The following is a 19,365-nucleotide window of genomic DNA, read 5'->3' on the forward strand; positions in this document are numbered from 1 at the left end:
TTTTTTGCTGGATTATGGACATTCATAGGCATCACCCCTATCATCCACCAATATCTCTATATTTCTTCCATGCCTATCTATGTTATTGATCAAGTAGTCGAGGACGAACATCCTATAAACCTCGTCTTGGATCCCTATCTCACGGGAAAATTCAAGAGGCGGTATCTCACCTATGCCACGTACTCTTGAATTATAAAGATCTTCAAACACCATAATGCCCTCATTTCTGAGGTTAAAGTCATCGCTCTCGCACAATACTGTCTCAAACTCCTTATTGGTGAACCTCACCGTAGCTAGCACCAATCGATACTCTACACAATCTATACGGAGTATCTTTGCTACTCTGCTGGCTATAACCTCACTAATGCTCTGGATTCCGTATATCCCGACATCTGCACTATAAGCAGAGAGTTTGTAATACTTTCCTCCAATCTTTTCCTTCGGAAACACCCCCGAAGTAGCACCATGTCTCCAGTCTCCCCATGTAATATAACTATAATCGATTATTTGATTAGCCATCTCTCACCTCACATAGTTATTGAATCTCAATTAATCACATATTATACTAGGTATATTACCACGTAAAAATTTAAGCTTCAAATAGTATATATTAAATAAATATATTCGAGGTGACATATTGTTATTTTTGACTATTATAGATGATGATATTATACGAAACCATCTAGAAACAATGTTTATACTGTATTCAAAAGAACTCGTTTACGCTTCGCATTCGATACTCAATGATCTCTATGAAGCTGAAGATGTAGTTCAGTCTGCATTAATTAAGATCTCTAACCATATTGATGAGAATACCGATATTAAATCAAGAAAAACAAAAGGTCTGTTAGTGCTTATTGTAAGAAGACTCTCATATAATATATATAATCAACGAAAACGCAGGAATGAGATCAGTATAGATACAATAGATCAATCATTATTTGACAATAATTTATTTAATCCAGAGTTAAATATTCTTCGTTCAGAAGATAGAAAAAAAATTTCAAGTATAATGAATAAGTTAAATTCAAGTTATATCGATATCTTAACTTTAAAGTACACTTATGATTATACTGATTGTGAGATTGCAAATCTTTTAAATATATCAGAAGGAAATGTTCGAACTAAACTTTCCCGCGCTCGAAAAGCCTTTCAACAAGTATTAGGAGGCGATTTAAATGACTAAAAGAAGAGATGATACAACTACAGATACTGATAATCTTTATTATTCAGTATTTAAGTCTCTCGGAGAATCTCATATTGATAATCTTTTAGAAGATCTACAAAATAGCAAAGATGCCATTAATAATATTACTATTAGCCAAACATTTATACAGTGGGGAAAATCACATAAAAAAAGATATCATAAAAATATTAATAGATTGAACTTAAGTAAAATCGCAATTATTTTAGTTGTCATTATTAGTATTTTTTCAGTATCATCTCTATCAGTAGAAGCTAATCGAAATTATATATACAAATTTATAATTGAGATGAAAGAATCCTTCACGAGATTCTATTATTATGATGAAGTTATGGCTCAATCTGATCCCATGCTAGATATTAATCACTACTATTATCCCACAGTTATGCTCAAAGGATACTCTTATAGCGCTCATAAAGTGACTCGGGACATAATTAGTTTGACATATTCAAATGGGATTGAGAATATTTTATTCATACAATATGAAACACAGGGAGATTACAATATAGATATAGAGAATGCTGAGATTACTGAAGTTGATATTTCTGGATATACAGGAATGTTAATTTTAAAAGAAGATAAAACAATGCTCTTTTGGCAAAATGATCACAACGAGTTCCTTATTATTGGATCTATAACTAAAGAAAGTATACTCAAAATTGCAGAAAGTATTAAATATAAATAATTTTTATTTTTCAGTGTAACAAATCCCCCCTCTCATTGTTTATATAGTGAAGGGGGGTGATTTTATGTTTCGAAGATTAAGTAAATATTTTGTTTGTATGTTACTTATTGTTTCATTTTTCTATACACCAATAACTGCTTCCGGTGTAGATACCATATCAAATACGGAAAACTTAATTAGTGTACAGTACGTTTATTTCAACACGTACCGCAACTGGTTTGAAATTACTTCTGAAGGGGTTGCGGAGTGTACAACTCATGTTACAGCTTTTAACATTGACTCAATACATGTCTATGGCTCTATCCAGCAATACAAAAACGGTCAATGGATATCTATTTTAAGTTGGTCTCACAAAAATGATAGTATCGAGAATTTGTTTACACGAAGTATAGCTGTATCAAAAGGATCTTATAGGTATAAGACTACAACTTATTTGTATAAAAACGGTGTATTAATTGAAACTGATAGTAAAACAACACCACAAGTAATTTACTAACTTCCTGATTTGTAAATTAAGATTTCTATAATCGATATTCATTAATAACATGGTATGAAAGGTGAGAGTTATGAAAAAAATTAGTTTATTTTCCCTTATTTTCATTCTAGTGTTGTCTTTTTCAAATTCAACGGGGGTTTTTGCTATAAAAGATCCTCAAAACCTCAATGAACTGATTACTGTTAGTTTAATTGATCAAGACAGTAAACCAGTACCAGATACATATGTAACTTTGTATTCTTTAACTGAAAACTCTTTTGTATTTGCTGGAACTACGGATAACAATGGTACTATAACTCTAAATTATGAACCACATTTTGGTACTTCAAGTGACAATATTATTAATATTGATTTCGCTGTTTATGCTGCTCCAAAAAACACAGAACTATTAACTTATCATTTTACTCAAACATTCATAAAAGAGAAAACAGGGTATACAGATAATGAAGTTAAAAGTATCTTGAGTGATAACACTAATTATATCGAACTAGTGGCTAAAGAAATTTTAAATGTGAATACTAAGATAGATTCACGCGATAGTAATATAAGAGATTATCTGATTAAAACCGGAAAATTATCACCTCAGAATCCAATACATAAAATAAATGGACAAGATAGAAGAGATATGTTACTAAAAGGTATTTTGTCTCTTGATGAATTATCACTTGGTAAAGAAGATTACATGTCAAGAGCTACAGACATCGTTCCTCTTGCAGACGCTACACATGATTTAGGTAGTTTCATTACAACTATTGGCGAGGTACATTCAATAGATGGTGTTTCCACTATCTTTAAGTTCTCAAAATATTCTGCAGTCAAAATTGATGTTGCGACAAAAACAGGCTCATCAAGCAGTTGGGGTGTTAGCGGATCACTAAAAAAAGAAGCGGGTTGGGATATAGTTTGGCCAACATTTTCAACTACTTCAACTTCTGGATTTGGTAAACAAGCAAGAACATACTTTAAGTACAACTTAGATGAAACAATGTCATATTGGTCAGGAAACATTACATATTCAGTGTATGCATCTACATTTAACGGTGGCGCTGTATGGGGTAACTCAATCTATGGTTTAGATGGCGCATCTGTTTCCTCAATCACAAGTAACTCTTTGGGTTCTGACTGGGCGTCCTATTTACCTAACGCAACTACAACTTACACTGTTTCAGCTGGGCGTTCTTATGGTGGTGCTGCAACTATTAGTGTCCCAAAGCTCAGTAGTTCGGTAACAGTTGGCGCAATTACATCATATAATTCAAATACCACAATTACTTATAAATTTGCATCCGGGAAGCCTTATAATGCATATTATGTATACGGAAGAGGAACAGGTTGGAAATCAATATATGTTTCTAATAGCAGCAGGTAGTATTTCTACTGAAACATGCATTGAAAATGGAGGATAATAATGATTTCAAGAAAATATAAACTTTTTTTCTTCTCTCTATTAATTTTATCCACTATTCTTATTTCAGTAATCTTTGTTACTCAGGGACGATTTTTAATAACGAATACTAGTAGCATTTCAATAGAAGCTTTTGAAGTAGATTATCCAGTATATCTAGGAAATTCTCTCAACTGGACTGGTACTCTCAAACCTAGAATTGTTGATATAAAACTATTGGATAGTAACAAAGAAAAGATTGCTATTGGTAATACTCCTATTGAAGTATTTATTGTAGAAGATGGATATATCGGAGTAGTCACTGAAAATGATATCAGCACTAGCATAGACTTTTTTCCTACTTCGAACTATTTACTTTTAGATGACAACTTTAACATTGTCTTTAGGTTAGACTCAGACAGTGATAAACAGTTTTTAGAAAATATTACTGGTATATGGATTGATTTTTCTATTTTTGGAATAAACAAATCCAATGTTGTTGATATTAGTTTAATAGAGAATTAATTTCTAAGAAGGTAACTATCTATCAAATACCATGCGAATCCTTTTTTTTTACGTTAGCTTAGATTAATACAATCCTTAATACTCATTCAACACTTACTGTTGTATAATATAACTGACCATTACTTGAACGTGAGCAATCCGATGCATTACCCAGATATAATTACTAAGCGTTGGCAGTCAATAAAATAAACCTGATATGTACCACAAATTGGTAGTTGTTGGCGGACAACATAACAAATCAGTCACTAAAGGAGATTTCTGAAACTGCGGTTTCTAAATCTCCTTTTAAATTTACCCTAATCCAACTCAACATTTTCTTCACTTTTCGCGAGTTCGAATGCTCTCTTCATTTTCTTCATATGCCACCATCCTTTTTCTCCTACTGTTCTCACTCTCTTTCATCAAGTCGCTTTCAAATCTTTTTGCACTCTAACACTCAATCATCCTCACATTTAAATCTTTTAGATGCTGATCAACACAATAGAGGCATATAAAAAGAGAGCTACTCTAGTACCTCTCCAATCTTGAATCTCAGTTATCCTGCTATATCCTCTAAACTTATATCATAGGTCTCATAGGTGTAATCATCCAATCTCACCTCTACTAGATAATGCAGATTATCATAAACCTCAATGATTGTGGCTTGTTGACCTGTGTTGAGTATAGCTACGTCAAACTCTTTATAGTCTTTCATCCCTTAACTCTTCCCTCACTTGCATGATGAGGTTTCCTAGCAAACTCAACCCTCGCCATTTATCCACATTAAACCTATTAGGGTCCTTCATCGATAATCCAATGCCCCATACCTTATCGTGGACTGCACATTCAGCTAATATGGCATCTCCAGTACTCAATAGCTTCTCTTTGAGTTCTTCATCATCCCTAAACTTCGCTTTCAGTCCCTCATAAACTATCTGCTCTCTATTGGCTGTCCAGACTTCATCTTCGAAGCCTTTTACTTCCCGTCCTAATGCCTTGATACTTATTTCAGACTCTTAGCATACTCTGGCTGCCGTAAAAGTGAACTCCTAGCTCTGACATGGAAAGACATTAGCTTTATTGATCACTACATTGATATCTCTAAAACTGTTACAACTGGAACGAATAACAAACTCATTATCCAGTCGCCTAAGACCACAAAAAGCAGTAGGCATGTCTACCTAGACGCAGAAACTATGAATATTCTTAGTAAGTGGAAAGAAGAATAAACAGAACTTCTAAATCTCTCCTCAATCAAGATTTCGAAAGACCAACTCCTCTTCCCTAATAAAAATAATAGCTACATTTATCCTCAGAAGGTCGGCCAAAAACTTGAGTCCATATGTAGCAGAATTGGTCTTAGGTATATTAGTCCTCATTGGTTCAGACACACCCATGTTTCACTTCTTAACGAAGCAAGTACAGACTATAAAGAAATAAGCGAAAGAGTCGGTCATTCCAATATCAAACAAACCATGAATACATACGCTCATGTTTCTCCTCAAAAGCTATTAGAGACAGCAAACACGTTTTCAGATTATATAAACTCTGCTGAATCAGACAAATAGTACAATGGCGTGGAAATGGCGTGCTTTTTGAATAAACAAAAAAGGAAACCCTTGAAAGCATTATGCCTCAAGGGTTTCCTTTTTCTCTAAATATCATATGGCGGAGAGAGTGGGATTCGAACCCACGGTACCCGCAAAGGTACGCCGGTTTTCAAGACCGGTGCCTTAAACCAACTCGACCATCTCTCCACGATCTAGCGACATTAGTTATTATAGCAATTATAGATTTGAGTGTCAATGAAAAAATGAGAGGCTGCGTTAAGAAAAACACAGCCTCTCAGACTTCATTTACTTGATGAGCTCTTCACCCTTAAGATAAGGTCTTAGGGATTCTGGAATGGTCACAGTTCCATCCTCATTCTGGAAGTTCTCAAGGATTGCCGCCATGGTTCTACCAATGGCAACACCTGAGCCATTCAGTGTATGCACAAACTGAGGCTTGTCTTTTGCAGTTTCCTTATACTTGATATTGATTCTTCTGGACTGGAAATCCTCAAAGTTAGAACAGCTGGAGATTTCCACATACCTGTTGTAGCTTGGCATCCAGACCTCAATATCATACTTTAATGCTGCAGTGAATCCTAAATCACCTTTACAGATTCTTACCACTCTATAAGGCAGACCTAATCCCTGAAGCACTCTTTCTGCGTCTTCTACAAGCTTATTCAGCTCTTCATAGGAATCTTCTGGCTTTGTGAACTTCACAAGCTCCACCTTATTGAACTGATGCTGACGGATGAGGCCTCTTGTGTCTCTACCAGCAGAACCTGCTTCTGCTCTGAAACAAGCAGAGTATGCCACATGCTTTATTGGGAGCTCTTCTCCTGAGAAGGTCTCATTGCGGTACATATTGGTCACAGGAACTTCTGCCGTCGGAATCAGGAAGTAGTCATTTTCTGTAAGCTTAAAGGCATCTTCCTCAAACTTAGGCAGCTGGCCAGTACCTGTCATGGACTGTCTGTTGACCATAAATGGAGGCATCACCTCTTCATAGCCATGATCTGTATGGGTATCCAGGAAATAGTTGATGATGGCTCTTTCCAGTCTTGATCCATAACCTTTCAGGAAAGTGAATCTCGAACCGGTGATTTTTCCGGCTCTCTCAAAATCCAGAATATTGAGGTTTGTTCCCAGGTCCCAGTGTGCTTTAGCCTCAAAGTTGAACCTTCTGGGCTCTCCCCACTTTCTGATTTCTACATTGTCTTCATCGGTGTCTCCATCTGGCACTTGGCTGTTTGGAATATTAGGCAGACGCAGCATAATGAACTCAATGGCCTCATCAATTTCACGCACTCTGTTATCCAGATTCTTGATGGTTTCTCCAAGCTCCTTCATTTCTGCCATGATCTCCGTCACGTCTTCTCCAGCTTTCTTCTTATTAGGGATTTCCGCTGATACCTGATTTTTTCTGGCCTTTGCTGTTTCCACTTCCACCAGGGTTTCTCTTCTTTCCTCATCTAGGGAAACTACTTTGTCTATATCGGAGAGATCAAGGCTCTCTCCTCTATTGCTCATGAGCTTCTTGATTTCTTCAGGATTTTCTCGGATTCTCTTAATATCCAGCATAACAATTCCTCCATTTTTTAATTTTTTATAATAAAAAAGAGCCAGATCAATTCCCAAGGGACGATCTGACTCGTGGTGCCACCCTACTTCAATAAAGCGATGCGCTTTATCCTTCAAAAAGATAACGGTCTTCTCCGTACTGCATTACCAGTCCCTCCAAGGTGGATTCCATAAATGCTACCTGCAGATTTGCACATGACCATCTGCTCTCTAAAAAGTGACATTTGTGTACTAGCCTTATCAACGGTTTAATTCAATTCATTATATCCCTTCCCCTGGAAAAGGTCAACTCTCAATGGTTTTCGTCACAATGATGTTGACTCCCGTGTTGAGGATATTGCTGCAGATGATGTCTCCACGCTCCAAGGGAACGCCCACATAGATTCTTGAAAGAACCTTTGACACTTCAATAAAAATCTCCCGCTCCATGGGCTGATCGCTTTTCACAGGAACCATATGATGCGTCTTGGACCCTTTAATCCTGATGATGCTTGTGTAATACTCTTTTTTCATGGTGTTCTCCTTCTAGCGGCCATCAAATTCCTTGATTCTGGCAAAGACCACTTGAGAATTCTTCTTGTCATTCATGATCTCCAATGGGCTCTTGTGAAGCTCTCTGGCCAAGATCCCGATGATCTTTGTCAAGCAGTAAGAACCTTGGCATCTGCCAAAAACAATGCCTGTTCTTCTCCTTACCCCTTCCACGGTTCTTGCCCCCATGGGTCTTCGGATGGAGTCGACAATTTCTCCCTCTGTGACATTGGAGCAGAGACAGATCATTTTTCCATATTTCGGATCAATGGAGATGATCTCATTTCTCTCCTCATCGTCCATTTCACGAAAACGGTAGTATTTTCTGCGCTTGCTCTCATAGTCACTGTTGGGTTTTGCTTTGAAATGCTTCAGAACCATATGGAGCGCATCCTCTGTAATGGCTGACAGGACATTGTCCACCGCATAGTTTTTTGCCTGGATATGGATATATCCCTCTGCCTCAAACTCCTGGTCAATCTGGATCGGTTCTGTCCAGTTGCGGCTTTCATTGATGATGTCTACTCTCTCAGGAGGAAACGGGCCAATGACATTTTCCACTTCTTTCTTCATCTGAGAGAACTCTTTGGATGTGCTGGTTTTAAGGCTTGCCAGAAGCTTATTGGTGGATGTGGGGACTAGACTGATGACTTCTCCACTGGCCTTGTACTCTTTGATGATATGCTTGATCTCATTTTGAAAATCTTTTTCCACCAGCATATGTTCAATGATATCATGGGGTCCCACCATCTCTTCATCCTTTTTGATGGAGTAATGGTCTCCAAAGGTGGTTCTTATAACAACTCTAGCTGTGTACTTATTTTTATTGGTCGTCACCTTGATGCCACCCCTGGGCTGGTTATGGATGTCAAGGACCTCCTCTTCCAGACGGAAGCTCACCCCATTGTCATAAGCGATCTCCGCCATGGCTGTGGCATAGTCATAGGGGGAGATTACTCCAGTATTCATAGAGTAGATGACATTTCTTTCCTCTTCCTTGATGTGGTGATTCATTTTAGAGGCTTCTTTACCCGTTAAGAGTGAAATCCCCTGAATCCCTCTTTTTACTGCACGGTCATAAATCCTCACCGCTTCCTCTTCTGAAGGATAGATGGTGAAGGAAGGCACTTTTTCATAGAAAACATCCAGCTCCTCCGATAGCGCATCCAGTTTCTGATTGCTTCTTCGGATCAGCTGATAGATATGGTCCTCTTCAATATCTTTTCCGTCAAGAATCAAAGAGGAGTTGAAAAGAGCCACATCTTCCGCAATATCAAAGTTCTTTTCGATGAGTCCGATGTTGAGATTGTATTTGCATAGCTCATAGGCCATGGCACAACCCACCAGTCCTCCTCCAAGAATAATTACATCATAATCCATATGATTTCTCCCCTTACATATCAGTTCAGCATTTCTTCCAGGACTTTCTGGAGCTCTTCCATAAGCCGACCATATTCTGCCCAGTTTCCAGCTCTCTGGGCTGTAAGAGCCTCTGCAAAGAGGTCATTGGCCCTTCTGGCTAATGTCTCATCCACAGGCCCCTCTGGACCTTCTGAGGGCTCTTCCAGATTCATGCTGAAGAGTTTTCCAATGGCATTGTTAAAGGTATCGGAAATGACAATCTGATCGTCATTGGATACAATAAATCTCTTCACTTCCGGTATAGAATTCTCCCCTTCTGCCACGAGATAGATGGGAACCACATAAAGTAGACTGTCCTCGATGGGTGTGATGACCATATCTCCAAACTCTACCTTTGAACCACCGCTGTCCAGTAGGGACAGCTCTTTAGAGATCTCCGGATCCTGATTGAGCTTGTTTCTAAAAAGATACGGACTGGATACAGTCTTCTGAGGTGGGAACTTGTACTCCACCAGCTGGCCATAGTGATCTTTCTCCATACGCACATTGACGATGGCCACCATGTTTTCCTTGCCCTTCACTGTATAGTACTCCGTGAATACCAGCTCCAGATCATCCTCATCTCCAAAGGAGGTAAAGAGAGAGTAGGGATCCTGCTGAACTTTTTCCTGAGAATTGGATGAAGTCACAGCGGATTTCTGCCAGATGTCTTCCCCATTGTAGAAGATGCCAGGGTCTGTCACGTGATATTCTTCCAGTACTGTGGTCTGTATCGCAAAGAGATCCTCCGGATATTTGATGTGGTCTCTCAGCGTTTCAGGCATTTCATCCAGATTTTTAAAGAGATCTCCAAATATCTTATTATAAGTGATGGCAATGGGATCATTCTCATCGGCCAGATAGAAGTTGACTTCTCCTGTATAGGCATTGATGGTTACTTTCACAGAATTTCTGATGTAGTTGATGCCTCCATAGGTTCTGGCATTGGGATATCTGTCTGTGGTAGTATACCCATCCATCATCCAGTAGACCTGATTGTCCGCAAGAACTATGTAGGGATCTTCATCATAGTGAAGAAACGGCGCAATGGTTCTTACGCGGTCCACGATATTTCTTTTTCTTATAATTTTAGAATTGCTGTCGATAAGTGAAGAAATCAGGATCTTCGGTTCCTTTTCCTCTATGGCGTAAAGAACCCTGTTCAAGAAGCTGAGTTTGATGCCAGCACTTCCAGTATAGCGGTAGGTTTCATTCTCTCCACCTCTTGGATGGTCAAACTCGTCGGTTCTAGCTCCTGTAATGATATAGTCGGATACCATCTCTCCAAAGTAAATTCTTGGATTCTCCACGGAAATATCCGTAAGATTTGTGGTTGGGATATCCTTCATGAGAAAATCCGGCTGTCCCTGGGAAGTCACGGTGCTGGAATCCGATAGAACCACGCCGTAACCATGGGTATAAAAGAGATGGATGTTCTGCCAGGTGGCTGGGGAGATGACGCTTCGGTCGATCTCTCTCGGAGCCAGAAACACCTGCTTTTTCTCTCCATTGATCATATACCGGTCCACATCCACGTCATTGAAATCATAGTAAGAACGGATGACCTGTGCCTGCTTGATAAAATCCAAGGTATGCCTGTAAGAGTTCACCTTGATGCTGTCTACCACATTTCTGTTTTCTGTCACTTCCTGAGGCGTAATATTCTGGTTTGCTTCAAACTGCCTGATCTCCACATCCTGAATACCGAAAGCCTGCCTTGTCATATTGATGTTGTTGAGAATATAAGGTCTCTCCCGCTCCAGCTGATTGGGATTGACAATGAGACCTTCTACGCCTACATAAGCAACCACTCTTAGAATGCTTAGTCCAAAAATCAGTAGAATTGAATACCCGATGAGACTGATCTTTCGCTTCTGAACTGCATAAGCTACCACAAGTGCTGATACCGCGGAAATAACCGCCATGATTCTTAAGATCGGCACATTCACATTTATATCTGTGTAGCCAGGTCCGTAAACCACTCCCGACTCATTGAACATCACGAGGAAAGAATCCAGATAATAGTTAACTGCCAGAAGCAACATATAAAGGGAAATGAGCATGGCAAGGGCTTTTCCAGCAAACTGGATGAAGCCGTTTTTCAGCACATGAAGAATCCCTCGGAGATTTCTGAAATTCATTCTGTTGAAGGAACTTTTGGCTGCTATGATGAGATAGATAATCACCGTTAAAAGGATCAGCAACACCACCACAGAAAGAGCCATGGAAACCAAAAACTGGTATAGTGGCATTCTAAAAACATAGAATGAAATGTCTTTCCCAAAGACAGGATCCACGGCATTAAAATCCACGCCGTTGATAAACTGAAGAATCAGATACCAGTTGTCCTTGGCCAGTCCATAGGAAACAATACCGAAAAAAACAGCTACAGCGATGTACACAAAACGATTTCTTATTTTGATCTGCTCTGTGGTCTTTGGCGGATAAGAAACCTGATCATATTTTTGGGCAATGCTTTTATAATAAAAGATTGAAACAAGATAAAAAACCAGAAAAATGGGTATGGTGAGCCCTGCTACAGAAAAGGCTCTGGTCAGATAGGTCCTCGTATAACCCACCTCTCCAAACCACTGAAGCGTAGCGATGAGATGCGTAGAGTTAAAAAGTAGAATGAAGAAAAGCAGGAGAAAGCCCAGAACCAGATAAAGATTCTTCTTTCCCTTGAATACATTTTTAAAACGGAAATTAAAGTTTGGTTTGATGTCGATTTTCATAGCTTTTCCTCCATATGATGTTCTTAAGTTCTAATTGCAGTCATCTGCCTCTTTCAGAAGTTTGTGTATCCTTATAAACTCAGGATCTTTCTTGTAGGTTTTTTTAAGAGTTTCAGTGGTTTCGTGATGTGTTCTTATGAGCTGCTCCTCCGTGCTGTCTTTCAGAAATATTCCTCTGGAAAGAAGAAGATCTGCTCCCCGCTCAGCATGATGAAGATAGGACATCATAAAAGGCCTACCCTGTATAAATGATACTCCGGAAAATCCCGCTTTATGTACTAGTACCGCCACACTCTTCTCTATGAGAGTAAGCGGTCTTTCTACTTTTCCGATGTCGTGCAGAAGCACTGCTTTTATATGGTTCTCTGAAGCTTTCCCATTGACACTTTTCAGGAAGGTTTTTGTCACCAGCTCACTGTGTATCTGTTCTGATTTTTTGAGTGTTCTAAAAAGCTTCTGTTCTTTCTCCGTGAGTATACTCTTTACAAACTCTTCATCTGACTTCATAAAGATATAGAGGATATTTTTAAAAAACTGAACCACTCTTTTTCGCATACATACTCCATATACCAACTTAAAAAAATACATTGTATAACTTACACTAATATTATAAGCTAAAAATCCGCATAAAAACCTTAAGTTCAGAGAATATTCATGAGGTTCCATTCTCAAAAAGTCCCTAAGAAACAGCACTTGGGGTATAATAAAAGAAAAAGCTATGATTCTACATTTCGGAGGTGCTTTATGAAAGTCTTTAAAAAACAAATTCCAGTGAAAACAAAAAACAGACAGCAGTTTTATGAAATCACAGATGAAGTCCGAAAAGCCGCTGAGGAATCGGGTATTAAGGAAGGCATCCTTACAGTATTCTCTCCTCACACCACCGCTGGACTCTGCATCAATGAAAATGCGGACAAAGATGTGCTGACGGATCTCATTTACGGCCTGGATAAAGCCTTTCCCGATGATGCAAAATTCAAGCATATGGAAGGTAACTCCCATGCCCATCTGAAATCCATCAATCTGGGCTCCAGCCTCAGTCTTATTGTCAGTGACGGCATCATTGAGATGGGGATCTGGCAGGGAATCTTCTTCTGTGAATTTGATGGCCCCCGGGACCGCACCGTGAAGGTTCATATCATGGGAGAATAGGAATCTGCTAAAAAATGAATATAAGAAAAAAGTCCGAATATGAGTTCATCACATTCGGACTTTTTAATGGTGGAGATAAAGAGATTCGAACTCTTGACCCCCTGCGTGCAAGGCAGGTGCTCTCCCAGCTGAGCTATACCCCCTTAAATGGTGGACCTTCAGGGACTCGAACCCCGGGCCGACCGGTTATGAGCCGGTTGCTCTAACCAACTGAGCTAAAGATCCAATATCTGGCGACAACCTACTTTCCCACAGGGCTTCCCCTGCAGTATCATGGGCTCCATTAGGCTTAACCTTCGTGTTCGGAATGGGGACGGGTGTAGCCCTAACAGATATAGACACCAGATTTACGTAAATTACGGCAAGCCGTAAATTTACTATACAAAACGTTTTGACAATCCTTAGCCTCAACGTATTGATTTCCAAAAATTTAGCACAATTTTTGAGAACAATCATTATTATAAGTCTTCGTCCAAGGACTGTCAATAGGTTTTTTGATAATACTTCGAAAGATTTTTAGCATATTTCCAGGCATCACGAAAAGCCTTCAAAGCCAGTGGATATCACGGTTCAATCTTTTTGAATCCATAAGAATTCAATGCTCCTCTCAAGAATTCCATTCATCTGGGCGATGAGGATTCCGTAGTTTGTTACCGGTACTTCAACGGATTCAGCAGATGCAATTCTGCTTTTCATTTCTCTTTCAGAAAGCATACATCCTCCACAATGAATGACCAGATCGCAAGGCTTTGCATAGAGATCAAACTCTTGCCCATTGGTATGATAAAACTCAAACTCTTTCCCTGTATAAGCTTGAATCCACTTGGGAAGCTTTACTGTGCCTATATCATCGCACTGCTTATGATGGCTGCAGCCTTCTGAAATTAGAATTCTGCTGCCTTCTGGCAATTCCTTCAGCACCCTTGCACCAGCCACTGCCTTTTGAAGATCTCCCTTGTATCTTGCCATAAGGATGGAGAAGCTTGTAAGTGCCACATCCCTCGGCACTATTTCTTTCACTTCCTGAAATGCCTGACTGTCTGTTATGACAAGCCGGATGTGAGAATGAAGAAGCTTTACGGTTTCCTCCAGTTCTTCTACCTGGACCACCATGATTTTTCCGTGATGGTCCAGAATTTCTCTTAAAACCATCTGCTGCGGAAGGATGAGTCTGCCTTTTGGCGCAGCGGAATCTACAGGGACCACCAGAACCACAAGATCCTTCGGTTGAAGAAGGTCTCGAATGATATATTTCTCCTGCTTTTTCAATGAAAGCTTCTTTCCGATGGCTTCTTTGAGACCGTAGATGCTGCTTTCATCATAGATACTGACAGGTATGAATGTTTCATGCTCTTTAAGGATTTCTGTCAGAAGATCTTTTTTATTCATCACCTTGAGAAACGGTACGTTCTTGTTCTCAAGGTGATGAATAAGCTCTTTCAGTTTCAAATCATCTTCTTCTCCAGGCTGATAGATGACTAGAGCACAGTCGGTTTTTTCAAGGATTCTATAGGTTTGCTTTATCCGTTCTTTTCCAAGAATACTCTCATCATCAAGACCTGGTGTATCCATGAGCACCACTGGTCCCAGTGGTAGTAGCTCCATGGATTTCAGTACTGGATCTGTTGTGGTGCCTTTTTCTTCAGATACCACTGCTAGGTTCTGGCCTGTGATGGCATTCATAAGACTTGACTTTCCTGCATTGGTCTTTCCAAAAAGGCCGATATGGATTCTTTCGCCTCTAGGTGTTTCGTGTAATCCCATAACTCATTTCTCCTAAAATCTGAAGTCCCGTTTTCCTTCATTAATATCCAAAAGATTCTGTGCAGCACGTTCCTTCACTCTAGGATTGGTGACTTTATCCAGCTCTTTTTCGATCATTTTTTCACCTAATGCCCTGGTTTCCTCGCTGGCATAATCCATAAGATATTCTTTCAATGTAATCAGTGCGTTTGGATGGCAGCAGTTGATGATCTGTCCGCTCTTTAAAAGCATCATGAATCTGTCTCCTGTTCTGCCTTCTCTATAGCAGGCAGTACAGAAACTTGGCACATGACCCATTTCCATAAGCCAGTGGACAATCTCATCCAGAGACCTTTTGTCGCTTACATCAAACTGTTCTGATTTATGGTCCTCCAGCTCCAGTTTGTCATATCCGCCCACACTGGTCCTGGAACCACCACTGATTTGTGATACACCAAGCTTCAGCACCTTTTCTCGGCATGCCTGGCTTTCTCTTGTTGAGATGATCATTCCTGTATAAGGGACGGCAATACGGATACAGGCAACAATTTTCGCAAACGTCTCATCATCAATGCCATTACTGAATGACTCCGCATCAATGTCATCCGCATGCCGGATTCTTGGCACACTGATGGTATGAGGTCCCACGCCATAAGCAGCCTCCAAATGCTCTGCATGCATGAGAAGGCCTGTAAGCTCGTATCTGTAGCGTTCCAGACCAAAGAGGACCCCAATCCCCACATCATCAATTCCGCCTTCCATGGCCCGGTCCATGGCTTCTGTATGATAGGTATAGTTGTGTTTGGGGCCAGTGGGATGGAGCATCTCATAGCTTTCCTTATGGTAGGTCTCCTGGAAGAGAATATATGTGCCAATACCCGCTTCATGGAGCTTTCTATAATTTTCCACACTGGTGGCCGCAATATTGACGTTCACTCTTCTGATGGCACCATTCTTGTGCTTCACATCGTAAATGGTTTTAATGCTCTCAAGAACATATTCTATAGGACTGTTGATCGGATCTTCTCCTGTCTCCAGCGCCAGTCTCTTATGTCCCATGTCCTGAAGAGCCATGACTTCCCGCCGGATTTCCTCCTGTGTGAGTTTCTTTCTGGCAATATGTTTGTTCTGGAGGTGGTAAGGACAGTACACACATCCATTGACACAGTAGTTGGAAAGATAAAGTGGTGCGAACATCACAATTCTGTTTCCGTAAAATCTTTCCTTGATTTCTTCTGCCAGCTTGTAGATTTTCTCATTGAGGTCTTCAAACCCGCAGTCCAGAAGCACCGCAGCTTCTCTATGGGAAAGACCGTTGCCCAGCCTTGCTTTTTCTATTATGGATTCAATCAGTGCTCTATTTTCTCTGTTTTTTTCTGCATAGGATAAAGTTTCTAGGATTTCATCGTGGCTGATGAACTCCTCTGCTTTTTTCGATTTCACATCATACATGTTCCTTGCACATCCTTCGTATTCATTTCCCTGAAATTACTTCATTTATTCCTTATTTTTGCCCTTCTGGAGTCCCCTCTATGAACCACAACCTGGAATCCAAGACTGTCCATGGACTTTTCCAAAAGTGATAGACTTTCTGCTGCTTCACAGCCGGTAAAAGCCTTATTGTCATATAGAAGGTACTTCTTTCTCACGTCTGTGGGGGACAGATTTGGCATTACGACATTGGCTCCTGCCTCCATTCCAAACTCCCTTCCTCTAGGGTGAATGGTTCCAAGAGAAGTCGTTGATGGTATGAGTGCATCTGGCATCATCAGGCGGATGATGGACAAGAGCATCAATGTAAGGTCCAAGGAACCATGCTCAAAGTCTTTGAACACTGATTCATGATGGGGCACAAAAGGTCCTATTCCTACCATTTCTGGATTCAGTTCTTTTAAGAATAAAAGATCTTTCACCAATGTGCTGCTGTTTTGAAAAGGAGAACCCACCATAAATCCTGTACCTACCTGATAGCCGATCTCTTTGAGATCCCATAAATGCTTCATTCGTACCCGCAGATGTTCTCCCTTTGGATGAAGCTTTCCATAATGCTCTTCATCTGCAGTTTCATGCCGAAGGAGATACCTGTCGGCTCCAGCATCATAGAGCTTCGTATAGCTTTCTTTCGATCTCTCCCCTAGAGAAAGCGTAATGGCACAATCGGGATAGGTTTTTCGGATGGATGATACAATCTCCGTCATGACCTCATCTGAATAGTAGGGATCTTCTCCCCCTTGTATCACAAAGGTTCTAAAGCCTAGTTCATAGCCTGTTCTGCAGCAGGATAGAACTTCTTCCTTTGAGAGTCTGTACCGCTCTGCATTTTTATTTTCCCTGCGGATTCCGCAGTAGAGACAGTCGCAAACGCAGTAGCTTGTGAGCTCTATAAGCCCACGTATATAGACTTCATTACCAAAAACCTTTTCCCGGACCTTTCTTGCCCGATTCATAGCATAAGAGAGATCTTCTTTTGTAAAAGTATCCAGAAGAATCCTAAGATCTGTTTCTGAAAGTATCAGATTGTTTTCTAGTTTTATCAGTCGTTCCAGATTATTCATCTACTTTTCCCTCTTGCTCTTAGCATAAATGGTTTTCGTGGATACGCCATCAAGCATTCCGAGTTTTCCGGATAAGGTGCTGATGATGTCCATAGGAGCGTCCACCGCCACAGAAATGATATTCATAGATTTTTCTTTATACGGAATACCCATTCTGCCAATGATGTATTCTCCATACTCATGTAGTATCTGGTTCATTCTTTCTGCAGAATCATATTTTTCTACTACAATACCTATGAGTGCTACTCTTTCTTCCATAATTCCCTCCATAAAAAAATGCGCCAAAAAGGCGCAGAACTTCCATTCATTCTTTCACACGCCTTCTCCTTCAGTACGAAACTTCAGGGTCAGTACAGGGTTTCAAATTACGGTTCGAAAGAAGAACTTTTCTCGTTTCTCACCAATTTCATCATATCACACTTATTGTTAAAAATATATCATTTAGCCGCGTATGAAACTTCTATTTATTTCTATTTACTCCATCCATTTCAACAATAGACAGAAGTGATTTTTGATAAATAATTATCAAAAATCACTCTTTGCTTCTTTTCACTGGAATCCAGATCTCATTCCGTCTGAAAAGTCCTGGGATGAAAGGCGGATTATAATAGGCTACACGAGTCTCTCCAGAAACTTCATACCCTTTCTTGCTGATCCATTCCTTCAATCGAGCCTCCTGTTCCTTCTCAACCTTCCCGGAGGATACACCAGAAAAGGTGATGGCTGCATAGTCCCCCTCTTCGATCTTTTCTATAGAAAGTCTCTTGTCCTTTGGCAGAGGAATATCATGAAGATGTTCTTTCGGAAGGACAAAGGCCATGGTATAGACCTCTTCTTCTTTTTTCTCTATCACTGGAACGGTCATGCTGATTTTGGCCTCTTTTTCATTATTCTTGGAAATATACCGGAATAATGTCTGAAATCCTCCAGAAATCATCGGATCTTCATTTTCCTTATACTTCACTACATAATACTCCTGATATTCTCGAATCTCAAAGGCTCCTTCTTTCTCTTTTACTCTATATTCCGGGCTTTCATATTTTCCCATTTTTATTCCTCTTTTCCTCTTTTCCCATTTTTATTCCTCTTTTCCTCTTTTTTATGAATTTTCCTTGATAAACATTATCAACAATCTTTCATTTTTCCTTCATCAGAGCTCTTTCTAATGCTATAATTATACTATATAGAATTTGGAGGTAGAGTGTTATGGACAACTACAATGTGGTACTAGACTTTTTCAAAAACGCTGCTGAGCCTGTAAATGCAGGTAAAGTTGTAGAAGGGACAGGTGTCGACCGTAAAGAAGTAGACAAGATCATGAAGAAGCTGAAGGAAGAATCTGTCATCGTCTCACCAAAGAGATGCTACTGGGAATTCAAAAAATAATTTTGAAAGAATCACCATGCAGTTCCTGCTGTGCGGTGGTTCTTTTTCTTATTCTACTCTTTTTTTACACAACAAAAAAGCCCTAAGCTTACGCTTAGAGCAGTGTAACTGGCGACGACCTACTTTCCCACAGGGCTTCCCCTGCAGTATCATGGGCTCCTTGAGGCTTAACCGTCGTGTTCGGAATGGGAACGGGTGTAACCCTCAGAGATATAGACACCAGATATGTGGTTTTAGAAAGATCTGCATCTTTCAAAACTGCATACAAAGAGATTGTAAAGAATTAGAGATTTTCTTTTTTTTGATTAAGCCCTCGATCTATTAGTATGAGTAAGCTGAATACATTACTGCACTTACACCTCTCACCTATCAACCTTGTGTTCTTCAAGGGATCTTACTGACTTACGTCATGGGAAATCTTATCTTAGGGTAGGCTTCACGCTTAGATGCTTTCA

The 19,365-nt window shown here is 39.8% G+C and carries 21 protein-coding genes, 3 tRNA genes, 3 rRNA genes and 1 other annotated feature; of the genes, 8 read left to right on the plus strand and 19 right to left on the minus strand.

Annotated elements, in window-relative coordinates; translation table 11 throughout:
- Positions 1-12: 12 nt before the first annotated feature.
- Entirely contained in the window at positions 13-519 is a 507-nt protein-coding gene (locus DEF30_RS04410) for a hypothetical protein (protein ID WP_294096876.1), read from the minus strand.
- Positions 520-691: 172 nt separating this feature from the next.
- On the opposite strand from DEF30_RS04410, the gene DEF30_RS04415 reads away from it, so the two are divergent.
- The 5 genes from DEF30_RS04415 (at position 692) to DEF30_RS04435 (ending at position 4,294) form a co-directional block, all read left to right on the plus strand.
- Positions 692-1,186, plus strand: a complete 495-nt coding sequence (locus tag DEF30_RS04415; protein WP_294096878.1) for an RNA polymerase sigma factor — start codon at positions 692-694, stop codon at positions 1,184-1,186.
- Entirely contained in the window at positions 1,179-1,889 is a 711-nt protein-coding gene (locus DEF30_RS04420; protein WP_294096880.1) for a DUF4367 domain-containing protein, read from the plus strand. The genes DEF30_RS04415 and DEF30_RS04420 overlap by 8 nt, the downstream gene beginning before the upstream one ends.
- Before the next feature lie 64 nt (positions 1,890-1,953).
- The gene (locus DEF30_RS04425) at positions 1,954-2,385 is read left to right on the plus strand and encodes a hypothetical protein (RefSeq protein ID WP_294096882.1); all 432 of its coding nucleotides are present in this window, start codon (positions 1,954-1,956) and stop codon (positions 2,383-2,385) included.
- Positions 2,386-2,455: 70 nt separating this feature from the next.
- Positions 2,456-3,754: a hypothetical protein gene (locus tag DEF30_RS04430; protein ID WP_294096884.1), complete on the plus strand. Its 1,299-nt coding sequence runs from the start codon at positions 2,456-2,458 to the stop codon at positions 3,752-3,754.
- Positions 3,755-3,793: 39 nt separating this feature from the next.
- A complete protein-coding gene (locus DEF30_RS04435; protein WP_294096886.1) occupies positions 3,794-4,294 on the plus strand; it encodes a hypothetical protein in 501 nt (166 codons plus the stop codon).
- 535 nt (positions 4,295-4,829) lie between these two features.
- On the opposite strand, the gene DEF30_RS04440 is transcribed toward DEF30_RS04435, so the two are convergent.
- Positions 4,830-4,988 (minus strand): hypothetical protein, encoded by a 159-nt coding sequence (locus DEF30_RS04440; RefSeq protein ID WP_294096889.1) that lies wholly within the window; start codon positions 4,986-4,988, stop codon positions 4,830-4,832.
- Entirely contained in the window at positions 4,975-5,280 is a 306-nt protein-coding gene (locus DEF30_RS04445; protein ID WP_366409371.1) for an NADAR family protein, read from the minus strand. The genes DEF30_RS04440 and DEF30_RS04445 overlap by 14 nt, the downstream gene beginning before the upstream one ends.
- A gap of 252 nt (positions 5,281-5,532) precedes the next feature.
- Between DEF30_RS04445 and DEF30_RS12125 the strand changes: the two genes are divergently transcribed.
- On the plus strand, positions 5,533-5,841 hold the full coding sequence (locus DEF30_RS12125; RefSeq protein ID WP_366409372.1) for a tyrosine-type recombinase/integrase: 309 nt from the start codon (positions 5,533-5,535) through the stop codon (positions 5,839-5,841).
- Positions 5,842-5,939: 98 nt separating this feature from the next.
- Here the strand turns inward: DEF30_RS12125 and DEF30_RS04450 are convergent.
- From DEF30_RS04450 to DEF30_RS04475, 6 genes are all read right to left on the minus strand, one after another.
- Positions 5,940-6,030 (minus strand) — tRNA-Ser (locus tag DEF30_RS04450).
- A gap of 99 nt (positions 6,031-6,129) precedes the next feature.
- Complete coding sequence (gene serS, locus DEF30_RS04455; protein ID WP_294096891.1) at positions 6,130-7,407, minus strand: serine--tRNA ligase; 1,278 nt, start codon at positions 7,405-7,407, stop codon at positions 6,130-6,132.
- A gap of 53 nt (positions 7,408-7,460) precedes the next feature.
- Positions 7,461-7,660: a binding site (T-box leader), on the minus strand.
- 32 nt (positions 7,661-7,692) lie between these two features.
- Positions 7,693-7,920 (minus strand): DUF1667 domain-containing protein, encoded by a 228-nt coding sequence (locus DEF30_RS04460; protein WP_294096892.1) that lies wholly within the window; start codon positions 7,918-7,920, stop codon positions 7,693-7,695.
- Positions 7,921-7,932: 12 nt separating this feature from the next.
- A complete protein-coding gene (locus DEF30_RS04465; RefSeq protein WP_294096894.1) occupies positions 7,933-9,318 on the minus strand; it encodes an FAD-dependent oxidoreductase in 1,386 nt (461 codons plus the stop codon).
- 20 nt (positions 9,319-9,338) lie between these two features.
- Positions 9,339-12,074, minus strand: coding sequence for a UPF0182 family protein (locus tag DEF30_RS04470; RefSeq protein WP_294096896.1), 2,736 nt, complete (start codon positions 12,072-12,074; stop codon positions 9,339-9,341).
- Positions 12,075-12,104: 30 nt separating this feature from the next.
- Positions 12,105-12,629 carry a hypothetical protein gene (locus tag DEF30_RS04475; RefSeq protein WP_294096898.1) on the minus strand — a complete coding sequence of 175 codons (525 nt, stop codon included), beginning with the start codon at positions 12,627-12,629 and terminating at the stop codon, positions 12,105-12,107.
- Positions 12,630-12,818: 189 nt separating this feature from the next.
- On the opposite strand from DEF30_RS04475, the gene DEF30_RS04480 reads away from it, so the two are divergent.
- On the plus strand, positions 12,819-13,226 hold the full coding sequence (locus DEF30_RS04480) for a secondary thiamine-phosphate synthase enzyme YjbQ (RefSeq protein WP_294096900.1): 408 nt from the start codon (positions 12,819-12,821) through the stop codon (positions 13,224-13,226).
- A 67-nt stretch (positions 13,227-13,293) separates the two neighbouring features.
- Here the strand turns inward: DEF30_RS04480 and DEF30_RS04485 are convergent.
- The 8 genes from DEF30_RS04485 to DEF30_RS04520 form a co-directional block, all read right to left on the minus strand.
- Positions 13,294-13,369: transfer RNA gene (locus DEF30_RS04485), tRNA-Ala, on the minus strand.
- Between the two features lie 5 nt (positions 13,370-13,374).
- Positions 13,375-13,451, minus strand: a tRNA-Ile gene (locus DEF30_RS04490).
- A gap of 3 nt (positions 13,452-13,454) precedes the next feature.
- Positions 13,455-13,572: ribosomal RNA gene (rrf, locus tag DEF30_RS04495) — 5S ribosomal RNA — on the minus strand.
- A 224-nt stretch (positions 13,573-13,796) separates the two neighbouring features.
- On the minus strand, positions 13,797-14,990 hold the full coding sequence (gene hydF / locus DEF30_RS04500; RefSeq protein WP_294096902.1) for a [FeFe] hydrogenase H-cluster maturation GTPase HydF: 1,194 nt from the start codon (positions 14,988-14,990) through the stop codon (positions 13,797-13,799).
- Between the two features lie 12 nt (positions 14,991-15,002).
- Complete coding sequence (gene hydG / locus DEF30_RS04505; protein ID WP_294096904.1) at positions 15,003-16,421, minus strand: [FeFe] hydrogenase H-cluster radical SAM maturase HydG; 1,419 nt, start codon at positions 16,419-16,421, stop codon at positions 15,003-15,005.
- A 41-nt stretch (positions 16,422-16,462) separates the two neighbouring features.
- Positions 16,463-17,524, minus strand: a complete 1,062-nt coding sequence (gene hydE / locus DEF30_RS04510; RefSeq protein WP_294096906.1) for a [FeFe] hydrogenase H-cluster radical SAM maturase HydE — start codon at positions 17,522-17,524, stop codon at positions 16,463-16,465.
- The gene (locus DEF30_RS04515) at positions 17,525-17,782 is read right to left on the minus strand and encodes a TM1266 family iron-only hydrogenase system putative regulator (RefSeq protein WP_074912380.1); all 258 of its coding nucleotides are present in this window, start codon (positions 17,780-17,782) and stop codon (positions 17,525-17,527) included.
- A gap of 274 nt (positions 17,783-18,056) precedes the next feature.
- On the minus strand, positions 18,057-18,572 hold the full coding sequence (locus tag DEF30_RS04520; protein WP_294096910.1) for a heme-binding protein: 516 nt from the start codon (positions 18,570-18,572) through the stop codon (positions 18,057-18,059).
- A 158-nt stretch (positions 18,573-18,730) separates the two neighbouring features.
- Here DEF30_RS04520 and DEF30_RS04525 point away from each other — a divergent pair, with 158 nt between their 5' ends.
- The gene (locus DEF30_RS04525) at positions 18,731-18,910 is read left to right on the plus strand and encodes a MarR family transcriptional regulator (RefSeq protein WP_074912382.1); all 180 of its coding nucleotides are present in this window, start codon (positions 18,731-18,733) and stop codon (positions 18,908-18,910) included.
- A gap of 106 nt (positions 18,911-19,016) precedes the next feature.
- Here DEF30_RS04525 and rrf (DEF30_RS04530) read toward each other — a convergent pair.
- Both rrf (DEF30_RS04530) and DEF30_RS04535 read right to left on the minus strand, forming a co-directional pair.
- A 5S ribosomal RNA gene (gene rrf, locus DEF30_RS04530) occupies positions 19,017-19,134 on the minus strand.
- Between the two features lie 77 nt (positions 19,135-19,211).
- Positions 19,212-19,365 (minus strand): 23S ribosomal RNA (locus DEF30_RS04535); the annotation flags it as partial.

It is taken from the genome of Proteiniclasticum sp. (genome assembly GCF_003514505.1).
Taxonomy (GTDB): domain Bacteria; phylum Bacillota; class Clostridia; order Clostridiales; family Clostridiaceae; genus Proteiniclasticum.